The 21,941-nt window shown below is 73.3% G+C and carries 14 protein-coding genes; 11 read left to right on the top strand and 3 right to left on the bottom strand.

Annotation, left to right across the window (positions count from 1 at the left end; translation table 11 throughout):
* The first annotated feature begins 235 nt into the window (after positions 1 to 235).
* From AB0898_RS23610 to AB0898_RS23600, 3 genes are all read left to right on the top strand, one after another.
* Positions 236 to 823: a sigma-70 family RNA polymerase sigma factor gene (locus AB0898_RS23610; protein ID WP_161182054.1), complete on the top strand. Its 588-nt coding sequence runs from the start codon at positions 236 to 238 to the stop codon at positions 821 to 823.
* Positions 824 to 1,078: 255 nt separating this feature from the next.
* Positions 1,079 to 2,584: an IMP dehydrogenase gene (gene guaB / locus AB0898_RS23605; RefSeq protein WP_366804958.1), complete on the top strand. Its 1,506-nt coding sequence runs from the start codon at positions 1,079 to 1,081 to the stop codon at positions 2,582 to 2,584.
* Positions 2,585 to 2,695: 111 nt separating this feature from the next.
* Positions 2,696 to 3,820: a GuaB3 family IMP dehydrogenase-related protein gene (locus AB0898_RS23600; protein ID WP_366804957.1), complete on the top strand. Its 1,125-nt coding sequence runs from the start codon at positions 2,696 to 2,698 to the stop codon at positions 3,818 to 3,820.
* 320 nt (positions 3,821 to 4,140) lie between these two features.
* Here the strand turns inward: AB0898_RS23600 and AB0898_RS23595 are convergent, their stop codons facing one another.
* Positions 4,141 to 5,349: a nucleotide sugar dehydrogenase gene (locus tag AB0898_RS23595; protein WP_366804956.1), complete on the bottom strand. Its 1,209-nt coding sequence runs from the start codon at positions 5,347 to 5,349 to the stop codon at positions 4,141 to 4,143.
* A 301-nt stretch (positions 5,350 to 5,650) separates the two neighbouring features.
* Between AB0898_RS23595 and AB0898_RS23590 the strand changes: the two genes are divergently transcribed.
* Positions 5,651 to 7,357, top strand: coding sequence for a glycerol-3-phosphate dehydrogenase/oxidase (locus tag AB0898_RS23590; protein ID WP_366804955.1), 1,707 nt, complete (start codon positions 5,651 to 5,653; stop codon positions 7,355 to 7,357).
* Positions 7,358 to 7,469: 112 nt separating this feature from the next.
* Here the strand turns inward: AB0898_RS23590 and AB0898_RS23585 are convergent, their stop codons facing one another.
* A complete protein-coding gene (locus AB0898_RS23585; protein WP_366804954.1) occupies positions 7,470 to 8,567 on the bottom strand; it encodes a serine hydrolase domain-containing protein in 1,098 nt (365 codons plus the stop codon).
* Positions 8,568 to 8,737: 170 nt separating this feature from the next.
* Between AB0898_RS23585 and AB0898_RS23580 the strand changes: the two genes are divergently transcribed.
* From AB0898_RS23580 to AB0898_RS23565, 4 genes are all read left to right on the top strand, one after another.
* Positions 8,738 to 10,708 carry a serine/threonine-protein kinase gene (locus AB0898_RS23580; protein ID WP_366805032.1) on the top strand — a complete coding sequence of 657 codons (1,971 nt, stop codon included), beginning with the start codon at positions 8,738 to 8,740 and terminating at the stop codon, positions 10,706 to 10,708.
* Positions 10,709 to 10,872: 164 nt separating this feature from the next.
* Positions 10,873 to 13,749: a protein kinase gene (locus AB0898_RS23575; RefSeq protein ID WP_366804953.1), complete on the top strand. Its 2,877-nt coding sequence runs from the start codon at positions 10,873 to 10,875 to the stop codon at positions 13,747 to 13,749.
* A gap of 210 nt (positions 13,750 to 13,959) precedes the next feature.
* Positions 13,960 to 15,579 carry a serine/threonine-protein kinase gene (locus AB0898_RS23570; RefSeq protein WP_366805031.1) on the top strand — a complete coding sequence of 540 codons (1,620 nt, stop codon included), beginning with the start codon at positions 13,960 to 13,962 and terminating at the stop codon, positions 15,577 to 15,579.
* Positions 15,580 to 15,664: 85 nt separating this feature from the next.
* Entirely contained in the window at positions 15,665 to 17,326 is a 1,662-nt protein-coding gene (locus tag AB0898_RS23565; protein ID WP_366804952.1) for a serine/threonine-protein kinase, read from the top strand.
* Between the two features lie 41 nt (positions 17,327 to 17,367).
* Here the strand turns inward: AB0898_RS23565 and AB0898_RS23560 are convergent, their stop codons facing one another.
* Positions 17,368 to 18,267 (bottom strand): AraC family transcriptional regulator, encoded by a 900-nt coding sequence (locus AB0898_RS23560; protein ID WP_366804951.1) that lies wholly within the window; start codon positions 18,265 to 18,267, stop codon positions 17,368 to 17,370.
* A 101-nt stretch (positions 18,268 to 18,368) separates the two neighbouring features.
* Between AB0898_RS23560 and AB0898_RS23555 the strand changes: the two genes are divergently transcribed.
* The 3 genes from AB0898_RS23555 to AB0898_RS23545 all read left to right on the top strand — a co-directional run bounded on the left by AB0898_RS23555 (position 18,369) and on the right by AB0898_RS23545 (position 21,914).
* The gene (locus tag AB0898_RS23555; RefSeq protein WP_366804950.1) at positions 18,369 to 19,259 is read left to right on the top strand and encodes an MBL fold metallo-hydrolase; all 891 of its coding nucleotides are present in this window, start codon (positions 18,369 to 18,371) and stop codon (positions 19,257 to 19,259) included.
* Positions 19,260 to 19,299: 40 nt separating this feature from the next.
* Positions 19,300 to 20,175: a serine/threonine-protein kinase gene (locus tag AB0898_RS23550; protein ID WP_366804949.1), complete on the top strand. Its 876-nt coding sequence runs from the start codon at positions 19,300 to 19,302 to the stop codon at positions 20,173 to 20,175.
* Positions 20,176 to 20,300: 125 nt separating this feature from the next.
* Positions 20,301 to 21,914, top strand: coding sequence for a succinic semialdehyde dehydrogenase (locus tag AB0898_RS23545; RefSeq protein WP_366804948.1), 1,614 nt, complete (start codon positions 20,301 to 20,303; stop codon positions 21,912 to 21,914).
* The last annotated feature ends 27 nt before the right edge of the window (positions 21,915 to 21,941 follow it).

The following is a 21,941-nucleotide window of genomic DNA, read 5'->3' as shown; positions in this document are numbered from 1 at the left end:
CCACACACCCCGAACCCCCCACCCGTACTCCCCCTCCACCCGCCCCCGAAGGTGCCCGCTGCTCGTTTCCGTGGGGATGCCGCATCCTTGAGGTGTGGAGTCTCTCGGGGAGTCGGTCAAGCGGAAGGGGAGGGTGCGGCGGATGACTGCTGCGGGCGCACCTGCTCATAACGCTTCGGTGCACAACCACGAACGCGATGCGACGGACCGGACGGCCGCAAGGCACCATGGACCGATGCGCGACGAGGAGGCGAGCACGGCTCACGGGGCGATCGGCGCCCTGGTGCACCGTGCCGTCGACGGGGACGAGCAGGCCACGCACGACCTGCTCGCGCACGTCCACCCCCTCGCCCTGCGCTACTGCCGTACGCGCCTGTCCCGGCTGCCCGGCGACGCGCGGCACTTCGTCGAGGACCTCGCCCAGGAGGTCTGCGTCGCGGTGCTGCTCGCGCTGCCGCGCTACCGCGACACCGGCCGCCCCTTCGAGGCGTTCGTCTTCGCCATCGCCTCGCACAAGGTCGCCGACCTCCAGCGCGCCGCGATGCGGCACCCGGGGTCCACGGCCGTCCCCTCGGACGAGATGCCCGAGCGCCCCGACGACTCCCTCGGTCCCGAGGAGCGCGCCCTGCTCAACAGCGACGCGGCCTGGGCGAAGAAACTGCTGGCCAACCTCCCCGAGAACCAGCGGGAACTGTTGCTGCTGCGTATCGCCGTCGGCTTGACCGCGGAGGAGACGGGGCAGATGTTGGGAATGTCACCAGGAGCGGTACGGGTGGCGCAGCACCGCGCGCTGAGCAGGCTGCGGGCGCTGGCCGAGCAGTAGGCGGTACCCCGTACACCGTCCCCTGGCGGTCCGCCGACGCCGGCTCGACCGGCCGGTGCGGAGCGAAAAGCGGTGGTGGGACGGCCGGAACGGCCGCCCGGGCGGAGCGGGCGCCAGCCTGCGCGTGAACGCCCGTACCAGCGTTTCCGTAGGAAAATATGAAGCCCGCGGTGCCCCCACAGCGTGGAATTTGCTGGCGACGCTTCCCGTTAGCATGGACATCCGCACCGATCAAGGCCATTTGGGGAAGGTGTCATGACTGCCAACGTCGACGGAGTGCCCGGTAAATTCGCGACACTCGGGCTGACCTACGACGACGTGCTGCTGCTGCCGGGCGCATCCGAAGTGCTCCCCAACGCGGTCGACACCTCGTCCCGCATCTCCCGCAACGTCCGTGTCAACATCCCGCTGCTGTCCGCGGCGATGGACAAGGTGACGGAGTCCCGCATGGCGATCGCCATGGCGCGGCTCGGCGGCGTGGGCGTGCTGCACCGCAACCTGTCCGTCGAGGACCAGGTCAACCAGGTGGACCTGGTGAAGCGGTCCGAGTCGGGCATGGTCACCGACCCGATCACGGTGCACCCGGAGGCCACGCTCGCGGAGGCCGACGCGCTGTGCGCCAAGTTCCGCATCAGCGGTGTCCCGGTCACCGACCCGGCGGGCCGGCTGCTCGGCATCGTCACCAACCGTGACATGGCCTTCGAGAGCGACCGCTCGCGCCAGGTGCACGAGGTCATGACCCCGATGCCGCTGGTCACCGGCAAGGTCGGCATCTCCGGGCCCGACGCCATGCAGCTGCTGCGCAAGCACAAGATCGAGAAGCTGCCGCTGGTCGACGGCGAGGGCATCCTCAAGGGCCTGATCACGGTCAAGGACTTCGTCAAGGCCGAGCAGTACCCGAACGCCGCCAAGGACGCCGAGGGCCGCCTGCTCGTCGGTGCCGCCGTCGGTGCCAGCCCCGAGGCGCTGGAGCGCGCCCAGGCGCTCGCCGAGGCCGGGGTGGACTTCCTGGTCGTCGACACCTCGCACGGCCACAACAGCAACGCCCTCAGCTGGATGTCGAAGATCAAGTCCAGCGTGAACGTCGACGTGATCGGCGGCAACGTCGCCACGCGCGACGGCGCCCAGGCGCTGATCGACGCCGGTGTGGACGGCATCAAGGTCGGCGTGGGCCCCGGTTCGATCTGCACCACCCGCGTGGTCGCCGGCATCGGCGTCCCCCAGGTCACGGCCATCTACGAGGCGTCCCTCGCGGCCGGTCCAGCCGGCGTCCCCCTCATCGGTGACGGCGGTCTGCAGTACTCCGGCGACATCGGCAAGGCGCTGGCCGCCGGCGCCGACACGGTGATGCTGGGCAGCCTGCTGGCGGGCTGTGAGGAGTCCCCGGGCGAGCTGCTGTTCATCAACGGCAAGCAGTTCAAGTCGTACCGCGGCATGGGCTCGCTCGGCGCCATGCAGTCCCGTGGCCAGGGCCGGTCGTACTCCAAGGACCGTTACTTCCAGGCCGAGGTGGCCTCCGACGACAAGCTCGTGCCCGAGGGCATCGAGGGCCAGGTGCCCTACCGCGGCCCGCTGGCCAACGTGCTGCACCAGCTGGTCGGCGGTCTGCGCCAGACCATGGGCTACGTGGGCGCCGCCACCATCGGGGAGATGGAGTCCAAGGGCCGCTTCGTGCGGATCACCTCCGCGGGTCTCAAGGAGAGCCACCCGCACGACATCCAGATGACGGTCGAGGCGCCGAACTACAGCAACCGCGCCTGACCTTCCGCGCGCGGAGCACCTCACGAGGGCGGTCCCGGTTTGACCGGGGCCGCCCTCGTCGTGGGTGTCGGGGATACTGGAAGAGCCGAAACGCAAGAGGAAAGGCATGACGTGACTGAGATCGAGATCGGGCGCGGCAAGCGCGGCCGCCGGGCGTACGCCTTCGACGACATCGCCGTCGTCCCCAGCCGCCGCACGCGAGACCCGAAGGAGGTCTCGATCGCGTGGCAGATCGACGCCTACCGCTTCGAGCTGCCGTTCCTGGCCGCTCCCATGGACTCGGTCGTCTCCCCGGCCACCGCGATCCGCATCGGTGAGCTGGGCGGCCTCGGCGTCCTCAACCTGGAGGGTCTGTGGACCCGCCACGAGGACCCGCAGGCGCTGCTCGACGAGATCACCGGGCTGCCCGACGAGCTGGCCACCCGCCGCCTCCAGGAGATCTACGCGGCTCCCATCAAGGAGGAGCTGATCGGCCGGCGCATCAAGGAGGTGCGCGACTCCGGTGTGGTCACGGCGGCGGCGCTCTCCCCGCAGCGCACGGCGCAGTTCTCCAAGGCGGTCGTCGACGCGGGTGTGGACATCTTCGTCATCCGGGGTACGACGGTCTCCGCGGAGCATGTGTCGTCCTCGCACGAGCCGCTGAACCTGAAGCAGTTCATCTACGAGCTGGACGTTCCGGTGATCGTGGGCGGCTGTGCGACGTACACCGCCGCGCTGCACCTGATGCGCACCGGTGCGGCCGGCGTGCTGGTCGGCTTCGGCGGCGGCGCCGCGCACACCACGCGCAACGTGCTCGGTATCCAGGTGCCCATGGCGACGGCGGTCGCCGACGTGGCGGCGGCCCGCCGTGACTACATGGACGAGTCCGGCGGCCGGTACGTGCACGTGATCGCGGACGGCGGTGTCGGCTGGTCCGGCGATCTGCCGAAGGCGATCGCCTGCGGCGCCGACGCGGTCATGATGGGCTCCCCGCTGGCCCGCGCCACCGACGCGCCCGGCCGTGGCCACCACTGGGGCATGGAGGCGGTGAACGAGGAGCTGCCGCGCGGCAAGAAGGTCGACCTCGGCACCGTCGGCACCCTGGAGGAGGTCCTCACCGGCCCCTCCCACACCCCCGACGGCTCGATGAACTTCTTCGGCGCCCTGCGCCGCGCCATGGCCACCACCGGCTACAGCGAACTGAAGGAGTTCCAGCGCGTCGAGGTCACGGTGGCGGACAGCCAGCACCGCCGCTGACACGCTCCCCTGAGCTGCGGAAAGGGTCCGGCCTGTGGAGGCCGGGCCCTTTCGCGTACCCAGTGGTTGGTACGTCACCGCAAGCCCACTCGCTGGGAACGGACCCGTCTGTGGATGGTGAAGTGCCGGAGGAGGTGGATCTTGCGGATTTTCGGATGGTGAGCGGCCGCCCCCACGACAACTAGGGGCGGACACTCCGTGAACCATCCAGGAGCCTGCCGCAGTGTCCGCTGCGGTGGGCTCCACCTGGGTTCTACCGTAGCGGCGCGGGCCGTGGCCTGCCAGCAGTCTTGGGGGTCTCCGCTTCCGCGCGCCCCCGTTCACAACCGGTGCGCCGCCCCCGTCGGAGTGACGCCTCTCGTGTCCAGGAGGAGCTGGGCCTTCACCGAGAGGCCCTGGAGGTCGTAGGTGCGGTGGGGCTGGAGGAGGATCGTGAGGTCGGCGGTGGAGGTGGCTTCGTAGAGGGAGTCGGCGCGGGGGACGGGGTGGTCCAGGACGCTCCAGGAGGGGACCAGCGGGTCGTGGTAGCTGACGGACGCGCCGAGTTCCATCAGGCGCAGGGCGATCTCGTGCGCGGGGGTGTTCTGCTGGTCGGCGAGGTCGGCCTTGTAGGTGACGCCGAGCAGGAGCACGCGCGCGCCCCGGGCGGACTTGCCGTGCTCGTTGAGGAGGGCGGCGGCGCGCTGGACGACGTAGCCGGGCATGCGGCTGTTGACCTGCTGGGCGAGTTCCACCATGCGCAGGCCCCGGCTCGTGTGGCCGGTGAGGTCCTGCGGGACGGAGTGGCCGCCGACGCCGGGGCCGGGCCGGAACGCCTGGAAGCCGAACGGCTTGGTCTCCGCGCAGCGCACGACGTCCCACAGGTCGATGCCCAGCTCGTGGCAGAGGACGGCCATCTCGTTGACGAGCGCGATGTTGACGTGCCGGAAGTTGGTCTCCAGGAGCTGGACGGTCTCCGCCTCGCGCAGTCCGCGCGCGCGGACGACCTTGTCGGTGAGCCGGCCGTAGAAGGCGGCGGCCGATTCGGTGCAGGCGGGGGTGAGGCCGCCGATGACCCGGGGGGTGCCGGCGGGGGTGCGGTCGCGGTTGCCGGGATCCACCCGGCTGGGTGAATAGGCGAGGTGGAAGTCGCGCCCGGCGCGGAGCCCGGAGCCCTGTTCCAGCAGGGGGCGCAGGAAGTCCCCGGTGGTTCCGGGCAGGACGGGCGACTCCAGGACGACCGTGGTGTGCGGGCGCAGCTGCCCGGCCAGGGTGCGGGCGGCGGCCTCGACCTGGCCGAGGTCGGGGGAGCCGTCGGCGCCGCGCGGGGTGGGCGCGCAGATGACGGCGGTGCGGACGCGGCCGAGGTGGGCCGGGTCGGTGCCGGGGCGGAAGCCGGTGGAGCGCATCCGGCGCAGTTCGGCGGGGCTGAGCGAGCCGGCCTCGGGGCCGGTGGCGTACCCGATGGTCGGGATTCCCGCGGTGACGGCGGCCTGGGCCAGCGGCAGGCCGTAGGGACCGAGTCCGATGACGGCGAGGTCTGCGGGCATGGCGTGGGCCGTCCTTCCCGTTAGCCGAAGTGGGACAGGTGCGCAAGCGGTGTGGACCGGCTGAGCGAGCGCACGGTCAGACTAGGTACAAATATGACCGTTATGTGTGATTGTGTTCGTGTGTCTTCCGTGTCATATGAGGTCGGGCGGGGGAGACGGGGGAGTTGTCCACAGGGCGGAAGTCCGTGGTGGCTGAAGCCGCGCGAGGCGGTCAGAATTTGGGCATGAGGAGGGGGTGAGCCGGGCTTCGTCCACCGGGCGCGGCCGACGCGAGCGGTTTTGCGAGGAGCGGGAGGCAGCGGTGAGGACAGCGAGTCTTGATCCGGCGCAGCGCGCCGAGGCACTGGCGGAGATGGCGGAGCGCGAACTCGACGTGCTGGTCGTCGGCGGCGGCATCGTGGGCGCCGGGACCGCGCTGGACGCGGCCACACGCGGGCTGTCCACCGGCATAGTCGAGGCCCGGGACTGGGCCTCCGGCACCTCCAGCAGGTCCAGCAAGCTGATACACGGCGGACTGCGCTATCTGGAGATGCTCGACTTCCCCCTCGTCCGCGAGGCCCTCAAGGAACGCGGCCTGCTGCTGGAGCGGCTCGCCCCGCACCTGGTCAAGCCGGTGCCGTTCCTCTACCCGCTCCAGCACCGCGGCTGGGAGCGGCTGTACGCGGGCACGGGCGTCGCGCTCTACGACGTGATGTCGATGGCCCGGGGGCACGGCCGGGGTCTGCCCCTGCACCGTCACCTCAGCCGCACCCGCGCCCTGCGCGTGGCCCCGTGTCTGCGCAAGGACGCCCTGGTCGGCGCCCTGCAGTACTACGACGCGGAGGTGGACGACGCCCGCTTCGTGGCCACCCTGGTGCGCACGGCGGTGTCCTACGGCGCGAAGGCGGCCAACCGTGCGCGGGTGACCGGGTTCCTGCGCGAGGGCGAGCGGGTCGTCGGGGTCACGGTGGAGGACGTGGAGGGCGGCGGGGAGTACGAGATCCGCGCCCGGCAGGTGGTCAACGCCACCGGGGTGTGGACCGACGACACGCAGGCGCTGGTGGGGGAGCGCGGCCAGTTCCACGTCAAGGCGTCCAAGGGCGTCCATCTGGTCGTGCCCCGGGACCGCATCCACTCCAGCACCGGTCTGATCCTGCGCACCGAGAAGTCCGTCCTGTTCGTCATCCCCTGGGGCAGGCACTGGATCGTCGGCACCACCGACACCGCGTGGGATCTCGACAAGGCCCACCCGGCGGCCTCCAGCGCCGACATCGACTACGTCCTGGAGCACGTCAACTCGGTGCTCGCGGTGCCGCTCACCCGGGACGACGTCGAGGGCGTCTACGCCGGGCTGCGGCCGCTGCTGGCCGGCGAGTCCGAGGCCACCAGCAAGCTGTCGCGCGAGCACACCGTGGCGCATCCGGTGCCGGGGCTGGTGGTCGTCGCGGGCGGCAAGTACACGACGTACCGGGTGATGGCCGAGGACGCCGTGGACGCCGCCGTGCACGGTCTGGACCGGCGGGTGGCCGACTCGGTGACGGAGGAGATTCCGCTGCTCGGCGCCGAGGGCTACCCGGCGATGTGGAACGCCCGCGAACGCATAGCCGCCCGCTCCGGACTGCACGTGGCCCGCGTCGAGCACCTGCTCAACCGGTACGGCTCCCTGACGGACCAGCTGCTCGACCTCATCGCGGCCGACCCGGGCCTCGGCGAGCCGCTGCGGTACGCGGACGACTATCTGCGCGCCGAGATCGTCTACGCCGCCTCGCACGAGGGCGCCCGGCACCTGGACGATGTGCTCACCCGGCGCACCCGCATCTCCATCGAGACCTTCGACCGGGGCACCCGCAGCGCCCGCGAGGCCGCCGAGCTGATGGCGCCGGTGCTCGGCTGGGACCAGGACCAGATCGACCGCGAGGTCGAGCACTACGAGAAGCGGGTCGAGGCCGAGCGCGAGTCCCAGCGCCAGCCGGACGACCTGACGGCGGACGCGGCGCGGCTGGGGGCGCCGGACATCGTGCCGCTGTAGGTACGGGAGCGTGCCGTGGGGGCCCGGCGCCGGAGCCGGGTTCCCGCGCCGGACTCCGGGTTCACTCGAACGAGTGACCGAATCCGGGATCTCCTGCCGGAACCCGGACGTTCTACCAGGTGCGGGGGCAGAACTCGGCGGCGAGCAGGGCCGGTTCGAGCCGGGTGTCTGTCATCGCGTCCGTGTTCACGCGGAAGGTGAGCACATGGCCGCCGTCGGCCGTGGCGGCCGTGCGCACATAGCTCCCGCTGATCCGGCCGTTGTGTCCCCAGACGACGACCCCGCACGGAAGGCGGAACGGATACAGGCCCATGCCGTACTCCCCCTGTGCGGCGCGGGTGTTCCTCATCTCGCGCAGCCAGCGCGGGGTGAGCAGCTCGCCGCCCAGCAGGGCCGCGTAGAAGCGGTCCAGGTCGTCGAGCGTGGTCACCAGCTCGCCCGCCGCGCCGGCCACGCGCGGGTCCAGTTCGGTGACGTCGGAGCCGTCGGCCGCGAAGGCGTGGCCGTGCGGCGGCGGAAGCGACCGGCGCGAGCCGGGGAAGGAGGTGCCCGCCAGACCCAGCGGGGCGATGATCCAGCGCTGCGCCTCGGCGGCGTAGGAGTGGCCGGTGACCTGGCGTATCACCATGCCGAGCAGGACGTAGTTGGTGCTGGAGTAGGAGTAGTGGCCCCGGCGGCCCGGAGGGAGGGTGAGGGCGAGACCGACGGCCTGAGGCGGCGTCAAAGGCACGGTGCCACCGGTGATCCGGGTGAAATCGGGGAGCCCGCTGGTGTGGGTGAGCAGCTGGCGCAGGGTGATGCGGCGGCCGTCCGGCAGGGAGCCGGAGCGGGGTCCGGCGGTGCGGGGCGGCCGCACCAGGCCGGGCAGATACCGGTCCACGGTGTCGGACAGCGACAGCCGGTGCCGGGCGGCCAGGCGCAGCACGACCACCGCGACGAACGTCTTGGTGATGCTCCCGGCGCGGAAGTGGTCGGTGCGGGCGATGCCCCGGCCGGTGTCGGCGTAGCGGGAGACACGCCCGGGCCCGGTGCGGATCTGGTTCAGCAGGGCGGCGGCCGGGGCGCCGCCCTCGGTGACCAGGCGGGGCAGTGCCGCGTCCGTCGAGCCGGCCGTGGCGGTGGTGCCGGACGTGTGGGGCGACAAGGTGGGAGAAAGGAGCAGGGCCGCCACGAGGACCGGTATGGACAGGACTGTCCGAAGCGTCGGCATGTGCGTCTCCTCCCTCGCCGGGGACATCATCCCGGCAACTGGAACATCTGGTTCGGGGGGCCTTCGGATACGGGGGACCGGGGGGCGCGAACAGGGGCCCCAGGGCATCGGCCACTTGTCGGGTGAGGGACAATGGAGGCTCTGTCAGGGCGGGTTGCATGAGGGGACGCATGTCGGAGGCGGAGCGGGCGGGGTCATCCCGTCAGGAGACTCGTCAGGGCAAGAACGAGCGTCGTCTTCTCGCCGGGCGGTACCGGCTGGGGGACGTACTCGGCCGGGGCGGCATGGGCACGGTGTGGCGGGCCGAGGACGAGACCCTGGGCAGGACGGTCGCCGTCAAGGAGCTGCGGTTCCCGTCGAACATCGACGAGGAGGAGAAGCGGCGCCTGATCACGCGCACCCTGCGCGAGGCCAAGGCGATCGCCCGTATCCGCAACAACAGCGCGGTGACGGTCTTCGACGTGGTCGACGAGGACGACCGGCCGTGGATCGTCATGGAGTTGGTCGAGGGCAAGTCCCTGGCCGAGGTCATCCGTGAGGACGGCGTGCTGGAGCCCCGGCGCGCGGCCGAGGTCGGCCTCGCCGTCCTGGACGTGCTGCGCTCGGCGCACCGCGAGGGCATCCTGCACCGGGACGTGAAGCCGTCCAACGTGCTGATCGCCGACGACGGCCGGGTGGTGCTCACCGACTTCGGCATCGCGCAGGTCGAGGGCGACCCGTCCATCACCTCCACCGGCATGCTCGTCGGCGCCCCCTCCTACATCTCGCCGGAGCGCGCCCGGGGTCACAAGCCCGGCCCGGCGGCGGACCTGTGGTCGCTGGGCGGCCTGCTGTACGCGGCGGTCGAGGGCAGCCCGCCGTACGACAAGGGTTCGGCCATCGCCACCCTCACCGCCGTGATGACCGAGACCCTGGACGAGCCCAAGAACGCGGGCCCGCTGCGGGACGTCATCTACGGCCTGCTCACCAAGGACCCGGCCCAGCGGCTCGACGACGCCGGTGCCCGCGCGCTGCTCAACGACGTGATCAGCGCGCCGGAACCGCAGGTTTTGGAGCCCACGCGGGTCGTGCCGCTCCCGGTGCAGCCCGGTCCCGAGGGCAAGCGGGGTGAGGAGGCGTCGGAGAAGCTGCGCGGGGCGCTGCGTTCGGTCCGCAAGGCGGGCGGCGCGGGCGCGGCCGGTGCCACGGGTGCCAAGGCCGCTGGTCAGGGCGGTGCGTCCGGCGCGGGTGCGCCGAGGACCACGACGGCCGCCGGACCTGCCGCCCAGAACACCCCGGGGGCGTCCGACTCCGTCGGCAACAAGCCAAGTTCGGGCTGGCCCGTCATGCCGCCGCCGGACCTCGACCTGCCGCCGCGCCCGGTGCCGAAGGCGCCGCTCACCGATGTGGTGCCCAAGCGCACGCTGGTGATCATCGCGGTGGTGGTCGCCCTCGCGGTGATCGGTGTCGTGCTCGCCGTCGCCCTCGGCAGTGACGACGGGGAAGGCGACGGCGGCGGCTCCAAGGCGGCCCCCTCGTCCTCCGCCTCCGTCAAGCGGGACGACCACGACGGCAAGGACAAGGGCGGTGCCGCGGGGCCCGACGGCGGCTCCTCGGCGAGCACCGCGAACGGCTCCTCGGCGAGCGCGGAGACGGCGTCGTCCGAGTCCGGCTCCGGCTCGTCCGGTTCGGGCGACGACTCCTCGGACTCCGGGAAGGGCGGCGGCGCGCCGGTCGCCTCGACCCACAAGGCCGCCCAGGGCTACTCCATCGGGCTGCCCAAGGGCTGGTCGTACGAGTCGTCGTCCGGCGCCGGTGACCGTTACACCGGCCCGGACGGGCAGAAGCTGCTCGTCGGCTGGACCAGCACGCCCAAGGACGACCCGGTGGCGGACTGGCAGAACCAGGAGCGCGCCATGGTGCGTTCGCAGTACCAGCGGGTCCGTATAGCCAAGGTGCGTTACCGGGGCTGGAACACGGCCGACTGGGAGTTCACCTATGTCGAGGACGGCACCAAGTACCGTTCCGTGGACCGGGGTTTCGTGGTGAACGACCACCTCGGGCAGGCGCTGATGTACACCGCGAAGGCGGACCACTGGGACAGCGCGCTGCGCAAGGCCACCTGGAAGACCCTCACGGAGTCCTTCGAGCCCAACTCGTGACCTGAACGAGCCCGGTTCGGGAGCGCGAGAATCCGTCATCCCCTCAATGCGGGTTGCCTCCGGCACGTATCGTGAGGGGTCGCGGACCGTACGCAGCGGGGTGTACGCGCGAACGGACCGCCAGGGGAAGACGCCTGGGCGACCGTACGGCAGGGGGTGGCGACGTGGACGAATACGCGGGCCGAGTGCTCGCCGACCGCTACCGTCTGCCGCTGCCCCCCTCCGACGAGTACGAGCTGACGGAGACGCGGGCCTTCGACACCTACAGCGGCCAGGAGGTGATGGTCCGCCAGGTGCCGTTGCCCGAGGTCGTCGAGGCCGAGGTCATCGACGCGGAGGGGCTGCCCGACGGGTTCACCGCGCGTGAGCGCGGGCGGCGCCACTCGGCCGCCCGGGGTGCCACCCGCAGGCCGGCCGACCCCGCCGTGCGCCGCGCGCTGGAAGCCGCGCAGGCGGCCGCCCGGATACCGGACCACCCCCGCCTGGACCAGGTCTTCGACGTGTTCGCGGAGGGCGGTTCGCTCTGGATCGTCAGCGAACTGGTGTCCGCACAGCCCCTGTCGGCGCTCCTCGCCGAGCAGCCGCTCAACCCGTACCGCGCGGCCGAGGTCGCCTCCGACGTGCTGATGGCGCTGCGCGTCCTGCACGCCCACGGCTGGACCCACCGCAACATCACCGCCCGCACGGTCCTCGTCTGCGACGACGGCCGCATCCTGCTGACCGGCCTCGCGTCCGGGGCGGCGGAGGAGGCGCTGTGCGGGTACGACCCGGTGCCGGCGGAGGGCGGGGACGCGTTGCTGGGTGAGACCGGCCGGATTCATCAGGTTCAGCAGGGCGCGCCGGCGGGTGCCTCGACGGACGCCCCGGCGGGCGGACCGGGGGGCGCCGGCCGGTCCGGACCGCCGCAGCGGGCCGGTGCGCACGGCGTGCCCGGCGGTCAACGGGCCACGGACGCGGGTGCGTTGCCCGTCCGCCCCGGCGCCGGCGCCGAGGCCGGGGCCGACACCGCCGCCGACCCCGAGGCCGCGCGGCGCGCCGCGATCCAGGCGCGGGCCGCCGCCGCCGGCGGAGAGTCCGGGGCGTCCGGGCGGCGCGCGCTGGAGAGCGGGGAGGACATCAGGGCCGCCCGCGCCGGTGCCATCGCCGCGTACCGCGCGGGAGCGCGTGCGGCGGCCCGCGTGCAGGAGTCCCAGGACGGCCACCGCGCCGCCCTGCCGGGGGCCCGTACGCCGGAGCCGGGCGAGACGGACGCCGAGACGTACGCCGCCGAGGGCAGGGCCCGGTCCCCGTACCCGGAACCGCGCCCTGCGGGGCCGTCCGCTGCCGGTTCGCAGGGCGCCGAGCCGGTTGTCGGGCCGTACGGCGCCGAGCGGCAGGGTGCCGCCCCGTACGCGGAGCCGCGCCCCTCAAGACCGTCCGCTGCCGGGTCGCAGGGTGCCGAGCCCGCCGCCGGGCCGTACCCCGGCGAGCCGCGCCGTCCGGGGCTGCCCGCTGGCGGGGCCCACGGTGAGCGGCCGTACGCCGCTGACGGGCGGGAGTCCACGCCGCCGGGCACCATCGCCGACCCCTACGGGGTGGCGGGCCGGCCCTGGCACGGAGCCGCGCCCCGGAGTGGAGTCGTGCAGCCGTCCGCGCCGGCGAGGGCGCTCGGCGGTGAGGTCCGGAACGGGGCGCGGGCGGCGGGCGGCGGGCATGTTCAGCCGCAGCCCCCCATCCCCGCGCAGACGGGCGGAGTCTCCCGGTGGGACCAGGCCGGTTCCGCCGGAGCCGTGCCGCGCGGGCCCGGCAACGCCATCGCCGCCGAGCGGGCGCGGCAGATGCGGATGAGTGTCGTGGGGGCGGTCACCGAGCGGTGGGCGCCGGAGCAGGCCGGGCCGGTGCACGAGAACTGGCAGCTGGCGGCGCCGGTCGGGCCCGCCACCGATCTGTGGGCGCTGGGCGCGCTGCTGTTCCGGGCCGTGCAGGGCCACGCGCCGTATCCCGAGGAGGCCACGGCCGAGCTGGTGCAGCTGGTGTGCGCCGAGCCGCCCGCCTTCGCGGAGGAGTGCGGGGCGCTGCGCCCGGTCGTGGAGTCGCTGCTGCGGCAGGACCCCACCGAGCGGCCGGACGTGGAGGAACTCGCCGGTTGGCTGCGCTCGTTGGTGCGCTCCGCGCCGGAGCCGGACGCGGGCGCGCACGTGGTGCCGGTGCCGCCCGCCGACCCGCGCAGGCTGCCGATAGTGCGGCGGCGCGGCGAGCTGGTGCGGCGGCGCCGCAACCGCGCGCCCGCCCGCAACCCGCACGCCCGGCACAAGCGGGACCGGCACAGGCGGGACCGGCAGCGGCCGCAGGGCTCACCGCGCAGCCTCGGCCGTCTCCTGCTGCTGCTCGTGCTGCTTCTGCTGGCCGGGGCGGTCGCCTACGCGATGCTGTTCCTGCCCAAGCGCGGCGAGGACGGCGCGTCGGGCCGCGACCACGCCGGTACGGCGGGGCGGGCGAGCCCTGTTCCCTCCCACGAGCAGCACCCAAGTCCCGCTCAGAGCAAGGGAGATGGCGAGCCGACGGAGTCCGCCCCGGCTGCCGAGACCCAGACCGGCGGTGCCACGGTGGCCGACGGTTTCACGCTGCGCACCGACCCGGACGGTTTCCGCATCGCCGTCGCCAAGGGCTGGGACCGCACCCCGCGCAACAACAGCGGCCAAGTCGTCTACAGCCACGGTAACTTCGAGCTGCTCGTCGTACCCGGCCGGGACGGCACCGGCTCCTACGGCGGCGACCCGATGGCGTACCAGCGGGACAAGGAGCGCGAGTTGCAGCCCTACCGCTCCTCCAGCTGGGCCACCGCGACCGGGCTGAGGACCATCGAGGTGGGCGGACGCACCATGGCCGAGGGGCAGTTCACCTGGACCGACGCGAGCGGACGCGACCTGTACGTGCGCAACATGGCGATGCTGCTGAACGGCCGCTACCACGTCGTCCAGGTCCGGGGCCCGGAGGCGGAGCGCGACGAGGTGACACGGCTGTACGACCAGGCCACGTCGACGTACCGCTACACCGGCTGAGCGGACTGCCGGCGCGACGGTGTGCCGACGCACCGTCACGGCGTGCGCGGAGCGTCTGAACCCTTGGGGGGAGCGGGGGTTGGGTTCCGGTCGTAGCGAGGAAGCGACAACCGTCACAGTGGTGTCTTTGTACGACCCCGCCGGTTCCCTGCGGGGCGGCCGGTCCTTAGTCTGACCCTGTCAAGAGCATTGCGGGGCAACGTGAATCAGATGCAGGGTCTGCTCGTAGCGGGCCGCTACCGGCTGGCCGATTCCATCGGCAGCGGCGGCATGGGCCGGGTGTGGCGTGCCCACGACGAGGTGCTGCACCGGAAGGTCGCCGTCAAGGAGCTGACCGCCGCGCTCTACGTCTCCGACAGCGAGCAGAGCGTCCTGCTGGCCCGTACCCGGGCCGAGGCCCGCGCCGCCGCGCGCATCAACCACTCCGCCGTCGTCACCGTGCACGACGTCCTCGAACACGACGGCCGGCCCTGGATCGTGATGGAGCTGGTCGAGGGCCAGTCGCTGGCCGACGTGGTGAAGGAACGCGGCCGCATCGAGCCGCGCGAGGCCGCGCGCATCGGGCTGTGGGTGCTGCGGGCCCTGCGCGCCGCGCACGCGGCGGGCGTGCTGCACCGCGACATCAAGCCGGGCAACGTCCTGCTCGGCCGCGACCGCCGGGTGCTGCTCACCGACTTCGGCATCGCCCAGATCGAGGGCGACGCCACCATCACCCGCACCGGAGAGGTCGTCGGCTCGGTCGACTACCTCGCCCCGGAGCGGGTGCGCGGCCACGACCCCGGCCCGGCGTCCGACCTGTGGGCGCTCGGCGCCACGCTGTACACGGCGGTCGAGGGCCGCTCGCCCTTCCGCCGCACCTCGCCGCTGACCACCATGCAGGCGGTCGTGGAGGAGCGCGAGGAGCGCCCGGAGCACGCGGGCCCGCTCGGTCCGGTCATCTCCGCGCTGCTCCAGAAGGAACCGGCGATGCGTCCGGGCGCCGAGGACGCGGAGCGGATGCTCGCCGACGTGGCCGAGGGCCGCGCGACCCATCCGGCCCGGGTGCCCGCGCAGGGTGTGGCCCCGACGCCCACCGCCGTCACGGGTCTTCCCGGCACCCCGGGGGCGCCGGGCCCGGCGGCCGTGCAGGCCGCCACGACCCGTACGGGCCTGGTGCGGCGCAGGCACCGCAATCGCACGGTCGCGCTCGTCGTCGTCCTCGCGGTCGTGCTCGGCGCGGCCGCCGCCGTCGGCTACCAGAAATGGGGCGCGTCGAGGCACGAGGCGAGCACGGGGGGCTCCCCGCACGCGCCGGAGCCGACCGGTACGGCCACGAACGGCACCAAGGGGACCAAGGGGACCGGGGGCGTTCCGGCCGACTGGCAGCGCTACGACGACGACCTGGGATTCAGCCTCTCGCTGCCCAAGGGCTGGAAGCGGACCGTCTCCATCGACCAGGACGGCCTCCGGCAGGTCGACTACTCGCCCGACAACGGCAAGCACCTCGTGCGGATCGCCGTCGACACCGCGCCGGACTTCCCCACCTCGTACGACCACCTGAGCAACCTGGACCAGCAGGTCTCGCGGCGGCTGCGGTTCCAGGACTACAAGCGGCTGAGCCTCAAGGAGGAGGTCTTCCGCGACCAGCCGGGCGCCCACTGGGAGTACACGTGGAACGCGCTGGCCAAGGACGCCCCGCACTACTTCCCGGGGCCGTATCGCGCCATCGACGTCGGCTACATGGACGACGACGGTACGGAATACGCCATCTACGAGGCGTCGCCGGCCGACGACTGGCCCGCCACCGGCAAGCAGTTCGCCTGGATCCTGCGCAGCTTCCGGCAGGGCTGAGGCGCTGCCGGCCCCCGCGGAGCCGGCTCGTCTTGGCCGGTCACCGTCACGGAGGGTGTGCGTCCGGTACGGCATGATGGGGTCCATGGGGACCGAGGGGCACGACTTCCGTGTGATCGCGGGCCGTTACCGCCTCCGGGCGCGCATCGGACGCGGCGGGATGGGCGTCGTCTGGCGGGCCGAGGACCAGGTGCTGGGCCGCCTGGTGGCGGTCAAGGAGATCGTCCAGGACGACTCGGCGCCGGACGCGGACGCCCGGCTGCGGCGCGAGCGGACCTTCCGCGAGGCGCGGGCGGTGGCGCAGCTGCACCATCCGCACATCATCGTCGTGCACGACGTGGTCGAGCAGGACGAACGGCCGTACATCGTCATGGAGTTGATCGACGGCGGCTCGCTCGCCGACCGGATCGCCGCGGACGGCCCGCTCACCCCGCAGGAGGCCGCGCGGATCGGCGCCGACCTGCTGAGCGCGCTCAGCACCGCGCACGACGCCGGGGTGCTGCACCGGGACATCAAGCCCGCCAACGTGCTCGTCGAGGCGGGCACCGACCGGGCCGTGCTCACCGACTTCGGCATCGCGCGGGTCGCGGGCGCCACCACGCTCACCGAGACCGGCTCCTTCGTCGGCTCGCCCGAATACACCGCGCCCGAGCGGATGTCGGGGCTGCGCAGCGGTCCGGCGGCCGACCTGTGGTCGCTGGGCGCGCTGCTGTGCACGGCGCTCAGCGGCGAGTCGCCGTTCCGCCGGGACTCGCTCGGCGGCATCCTGCACGCCGTCGTCAGCGACGAGATCCGGCCGCCCGCCGAGGCCGAGCCGCTGCTGCCGGTCATCCGGGGCCTGCTGGAGCGCGACCCCGAGCGGCGGCTCGGCGCGGCGGACGCCGAAGCGATGCTGCGCGCCTATCTGGAGACGGGCCGTACGCCGCCCCCGCCCGGCACTCCGGTCCGCGCACCCCGGCTGCTGAACGCGGCCCGCGCCGTCAGATCCGCCGCGCATCCGGACCGTACGGCCCACCCGGACCGTACGGCCGACACCCCGCACCCGCCGACCGAGCACGCGGCGGCCGCCCCCGCCCCCGCCGAGGGCGCCACCGCCTCCCGGTGGCCGAGCCGGGGTGCCCTGGTGGCCGCGCTGCTCGTGGCGGCGGTGGCCGGGGCGGCCGCGTCGGCGGCGGTCCTGCTGACGCACCAGAACGGCGGCGAACGCGGCGGCACCCCCGGCACCACGGCGTCCCGCTCCCCGGACACCTTCAGCCCCTCGCGCACCCCGGCCACACCCACCACTCCCGCCAGTCCCGTCGCCCCCTCCGGTTACCGCACCGCCCGCGACCCGGCCGGTTTCTCCCTCGCCGTGCCGCTGGCCTTCACCCGCGAACGGCAGGGCGAGCGGGTCTTCTACTTTTTCGCCGGCGACACCTTCCGGCTCGGCGTGAAGGTCGCCCGCCCCGAGACCGGCGGTCCCGCCGCCGTCCTGGACCGCGCCGCCGCCGAGGGCGCCGACACCAACCCCGGCTACCGCGACGGCCGGGTCACCGAGACCACCCGCGCCGGACACCCCGCCGCGCTCTGGGAGTTCACCTGGAACGGCTTCAGCGCCGGCGAGGGCGCCCGGCACACCTACGACCTGTGCTGGGAGGAGGACGGCCGGATGTACGACGTGTGGGTGTCGGCGCCGGTCGGCAAGGTGCGCGAGGCGCGGGAGTACTTCGACGTGGCGGTCGGGACGTTCACGGTGACGGCGCGCTGAGCCCTCTCGGCGCCGCCGGGAGCCTCACGCCGCCATCCGCCTCACGCCGCCCGCGCCGCGTCCCGGTACCTCCCCGGCGTCACCCCGAACTCCCGGCTGAACGCGTGCGAGAGGGCGTACGGGCTGCCGTACCCGCTCTCCCGGGCCACCGTCGCCAGCGGCGCGTCCGAGGCGCGCAGGGCGGTGGCGGCCAGCGTCAGCCGCCACCAGGTGAGGTACGCCATCGGCGGCCGCCCGACCAGCGCGGTGAAGCGGCGGGCCAGGGTGGCGCGGGAGACACCGGCCTCGGCGGCGAGCCGCTCCATGGTCCAGGGCGCGGCGGGATCGGAGTGCAGGGCGCGCAGCGCGGCCGTGGTCACCGGGTCGTTCAGCACGGCCGGCCACACGCCGGACCCGGCGTCGTCGAGGCAGGCGCGGACCATGTAGACGAGGAGCAGGTCGAGCAGGCTCGGCAGGGCGAGGCACGAACCGGGGCGCTTCTCGTCCAGCTCCCGGGACAACAGGTCCACCGCCGAACGCAGTTCGGGATGCGCCCCGACCCGGTGCGGGAGGTGTGCCACCTGCGGCAGCTCGGCCAGCAGCGGATGCGTACGGCTGCGGTCGAGGCGGTACTTGCCGCACAGCAGCTCCACCCCGGGCCCCGGCCCGCCGGTGTTCCGCGCCTCCTCCAGCGGCACCGCGCGCCGCGTCGCGTCCGGCCCCGCCGTACGGTCCGCCAGCACATGCCCCGCGCCGTGCGGCAGCAGCACCACGTCCCCGGTGCCCAGGGTCACCGGCTCGCCGTCGTCCGGGAGCAGACGGCAACCGCCGCTCAGCACCACATGGAAGCCCGCCCCCTCGTACGACGGCAGCCGCACGCTCCACTCGCCGCCGACCCGGAGCCGGTTGGAGGAGGGGCGGCCCACCCGCACCGCCGAGATCGCGTCGCTCACCACGTCCATGGGGCCGATTCTAGCGAGGCACGCGCGAGTGAGACGTTCGCGTATTGAATCGAGCCGGGTGAGCATCGAAAGGATCACCTGTGATCCCTATCATCGGATACATGGCTGATGACAACGCACAGGGTTTCGTGATCGGAGACGTCGAGGTGTTCCCCGTCGTCGAGTGGGCGGGGCCGTACGTGCCCCTCGACGCCCTCGTCCCGGACCTGCCCCCCGAGGCGTGGCGCGAGGACGAGGACCTGCTGGTCCCGGACCACCTCCAAGGCGGGCGGGCCGTGGTGGCGCTCCGGACCTGGGTGGTGCGCGGCGGCGGCCGTACGGTCCTGGTGGACACCGGTGTGGGCAACGGGCGGGAGCGGCCCGGCAACCAGCTCTTCCATCGGCGCCAGGGCGACTTCCCGGAGCGGCTGGAGCGGGCCGGGGTGCGCCCCGAGGACGTGGACGTCGTCGTCAACACCCACATCCACGGCGACCACATTGGCTGGAACACCCATGAGGTGGACGGGAATTGGGTGCCCGCCTTCCCGAACGCCCGCTATCTGCTGCCCGCCGCCGACGACCGCCACTTCGGCCCCGAGGGCGGTTACGCGGGCGGGACGCGCCCCGACGACCGGCTGATGTACGAGGACAGCGTCGCGCCCGTGCACCGGGCCGGGCAGGCCGTGCTGTGGGACGGCACCCACCGGCTCGACGGCGGTCTCGTCCTGGAGTCCGCCCCCGGACACACGCCGGGCTCCTCCGTGCTGCGCCTCCAATCCCGGGGCGAGCGTGGGGTGTTCGTCGGTGACCTGCTGCACAGCCCGGTCCAGATCCCGCACCCCGAGTGCGGGAGCCGCTTCTGCCTGGACCCCCGGCAGGCGGCCGCGACCCGAATCAGGGTGCTCGAACAGGCCGTGGAGGAACGCGAGTTGGTGATTCCCGCGCACTTCGGGGGAAGTGGTGCGGTGCGCGTGGCGAAGAAGGGCGGCGAGTTCGTCTTCCGCAACGCCTGACCCTTCGACAAGGGCGGGGTGCGCGCGGTACTCATGGGGCATGAGTGGAGACGGTGAACTCACGTCCGGTGGACGGCTGATCGGCGGACGCTACCGGCTCGTCGCACGCATCGGCTCCGGTCCGACCGGCACCGTCTGGCGGGCCCGGGACGAGCGGGACGGGGGCGAGGCCGCCGTCAAGGAGCCCTCGCTGCCCGGGAGTCCGGCCGACGACGAGGAGAGCGCCCGGATCGCGCACCGGCTCCACCGCGAGGCGCGCGCCGCCGCCCGGGTGCGGCACCCCGGCGCGCTGACACCCCGCGAGGTGGTCACCGAGGACGGACTGCCCTGGATCGTCATGGAGTTGGTCGAGGGCGAGCCGCTGAGCGAGGTCGTACGGCGCGGTCCGCTGCCGGCCGCCGAGGCCGCGCGGATCGGGCTCGCCGTCCTCGCCGCGCTGCGGGCCGCGCACGCGGTCGGCATCGTGCACCGGGACATCAAGCCCGCCAACGTGCTCGTGGAGTCCGGCACCGGGCGCGTCCTCGTCACCGACTTCGGCATCGGGGACGGGCACACCGAGGCGGCCCCGGCCGGTTTCGTGGCCCCGGAACGCGCCTCGGGCCGCCCCGGCACCGGCCCCGCCTCCGACCTGTGGTCCCTCGGCGCCCTCCTCGCGCTGGCCGTCGAGGGCGGCGACCCCGGCCCGCTGGCCCCGCTCCTGGACCGCCTGCGCGCCGCGTCCCCGGCGGCGCGTCCGACGGCGGACGAGGTGGCGGCGGCGCTGGAGGCGTGCCGGGCGGGCGGGTCCGGGACCGCCGGTGGGGCTGTCGAGTCCGAGGTTGCCGATGATGCCGACGGTTCCGTGCCGAAGAGCCGCGCCGCCGCCCCCGCGCCGCCCGAATCCGCGCCCGCCCTCGTTTCCGAGGCGGCCCGCTGATCCGGGCTGACAACGCGCTGATCAGCGGGTTTGTCGCCAGTGAACACTGGCGCGATGTGTGCGGCCGGTGAAAGGGCATTACCGACGGGTACACAAAGCGTCCGGCCCGGCATACCCTGCGCCTCATGACGGACTCGCAGGCCCCGGAAACCACCGGCACCAACCCGCTCGCCCCGGCCCCCGAAGGCGTCCGCACCGCCGCCGACGTCGTCACCCCGGAGCTGGTCGCCCAGCTGACCAAGGGCGTGACCGGCTCGGGCCGTACCGCCAACCACACCCCCTTCACCGGCGAGAAGCTGGCCGACCTGCCCGAGTCCACGCCCGAGGACGTGCTCAAGGCGTTCCAGGCGGCCCGCGCGGCACAGGCCGTCTGGGAGCGGGTCCCGGTGCGTGAGCGCGCGGCCGTGCTGCTCCGCTTCCACGATCTGCTCCTGGAGCGCCAGTCCGAGGTGCTCGACCTCGTCCAGCTGGAGACAGGCAAGGCCCGGCTGCATGCGCACGAGGAGGTGCAGGCCGTCGCCGTCGCGGCCCGCCACTACGGCCGCAAGGCCCCCGCGTACCTGCGCCCCAAGCGGCACACCGGCGCCATCCCCACGCTGACCAAGGTCACCGAACTCCGCCAGCCGCGTGGGGTGGTGGGCCAGATCGCGCCCTGGAACTACCCCCTGGAGCTGTCGGTCGGCGACGCGCTGCCCGCCTTCGTCGCCGGCAACGCGGTCGTGATGAAGCCGGACACCGAGACCTGTCTGACCGCCCTGTGGGCCCGCGACCTGCTCGTCGAGGCCGGTCTTCCCGCCGACGTCTTCCAGGTCGTGCTCGGCGAAGGCCCGGTAGTGGGGCCCGAGTTGGTCAAGCACGCCGACTACGTCTCCTTCACCGGCTCCACCCGCACCGGCCGCGAGGTCGCCCAGGGCGCCGCCGCCCGCCTGGTCGGTGTCTCGCTCGAACTCGGCGGCAAGAACGCGATGTTGGTCCTGGAGGACGCCGACATCGAGAAGGCCGCCGCGGGGGCCGTCCGCGCCTGCTTCTCCTCGGCGGGCCAACTCTGCATCTCCATCGAGCGGTTGTACGTCCACGAGTCCGTCGCCGACGCCTTCCTGGACCGCTTCGCCGCCCGCACCCGCGCCCTGCGCCTCGGCAACTCCCTCGCCTACGGCGCCGACATGGGCTCGCTCGCCGGGGAACGCCAGCTCAAGGCCGTCGAACGCCATGTCCAGGACGCCGTCGCCAAGGGCGCCAAGGTGCTCGCGGGCGGGGTCGCGCGCCCCGACGCCGGGCCGTACTTCTTCGAGCCCACCGTGCTCGACGGCGTCGAGGACACCATGGCCGTCTGCGAGGAGGAGACCTTCGGCCCGGTCGTCTCCGTCTACCGCTTCCGCACCGACGACGAGGCGATCGAGCGCGCCAACGCCACGCCGTACGGCCTCAACGCCTCGGTGTGGACCGAGAACGCCCGGCGCGGCCGTACCGTCGCCGCCCGGCTGCGCACCGGCACCGTCAACGTCAACGAGGGGTACGCCCCCGCCTACGGCAGCGTCCAGTCCCCGATGGGCGGCATGAAGGATTCGGGGCTCGGGCGCCGCCACGGCTCCGAGGGGATCCTCAAGTACACCGAGGCCCAGACGGTCGCCCAGCAGCGCCTCCTCCCCATGGCCCCCTCGCTCGGCATGGACGACGCCGCCTACGCCGCCTTCATGAGCCGCAGTCTCCGGCTGATGAAGGCCTTCCGCTTCCGTTGACCGCACCCCGCCCCGCCGTACCACCAC

Origin of the sequence: Streptomyces sp. NPDC005435 (assembly GCF_040703155.1) — a bacterium.
Lineage (GTDB): Bacteria > Actinomycetota > Actinomycetes > Streptomycetales > Streptomycetaceae > Streptomyces.
Note: the sequence above shows the minus strand (reverse complement) of the source record. Positions and strands in the feature narration are given on the sequence as shown.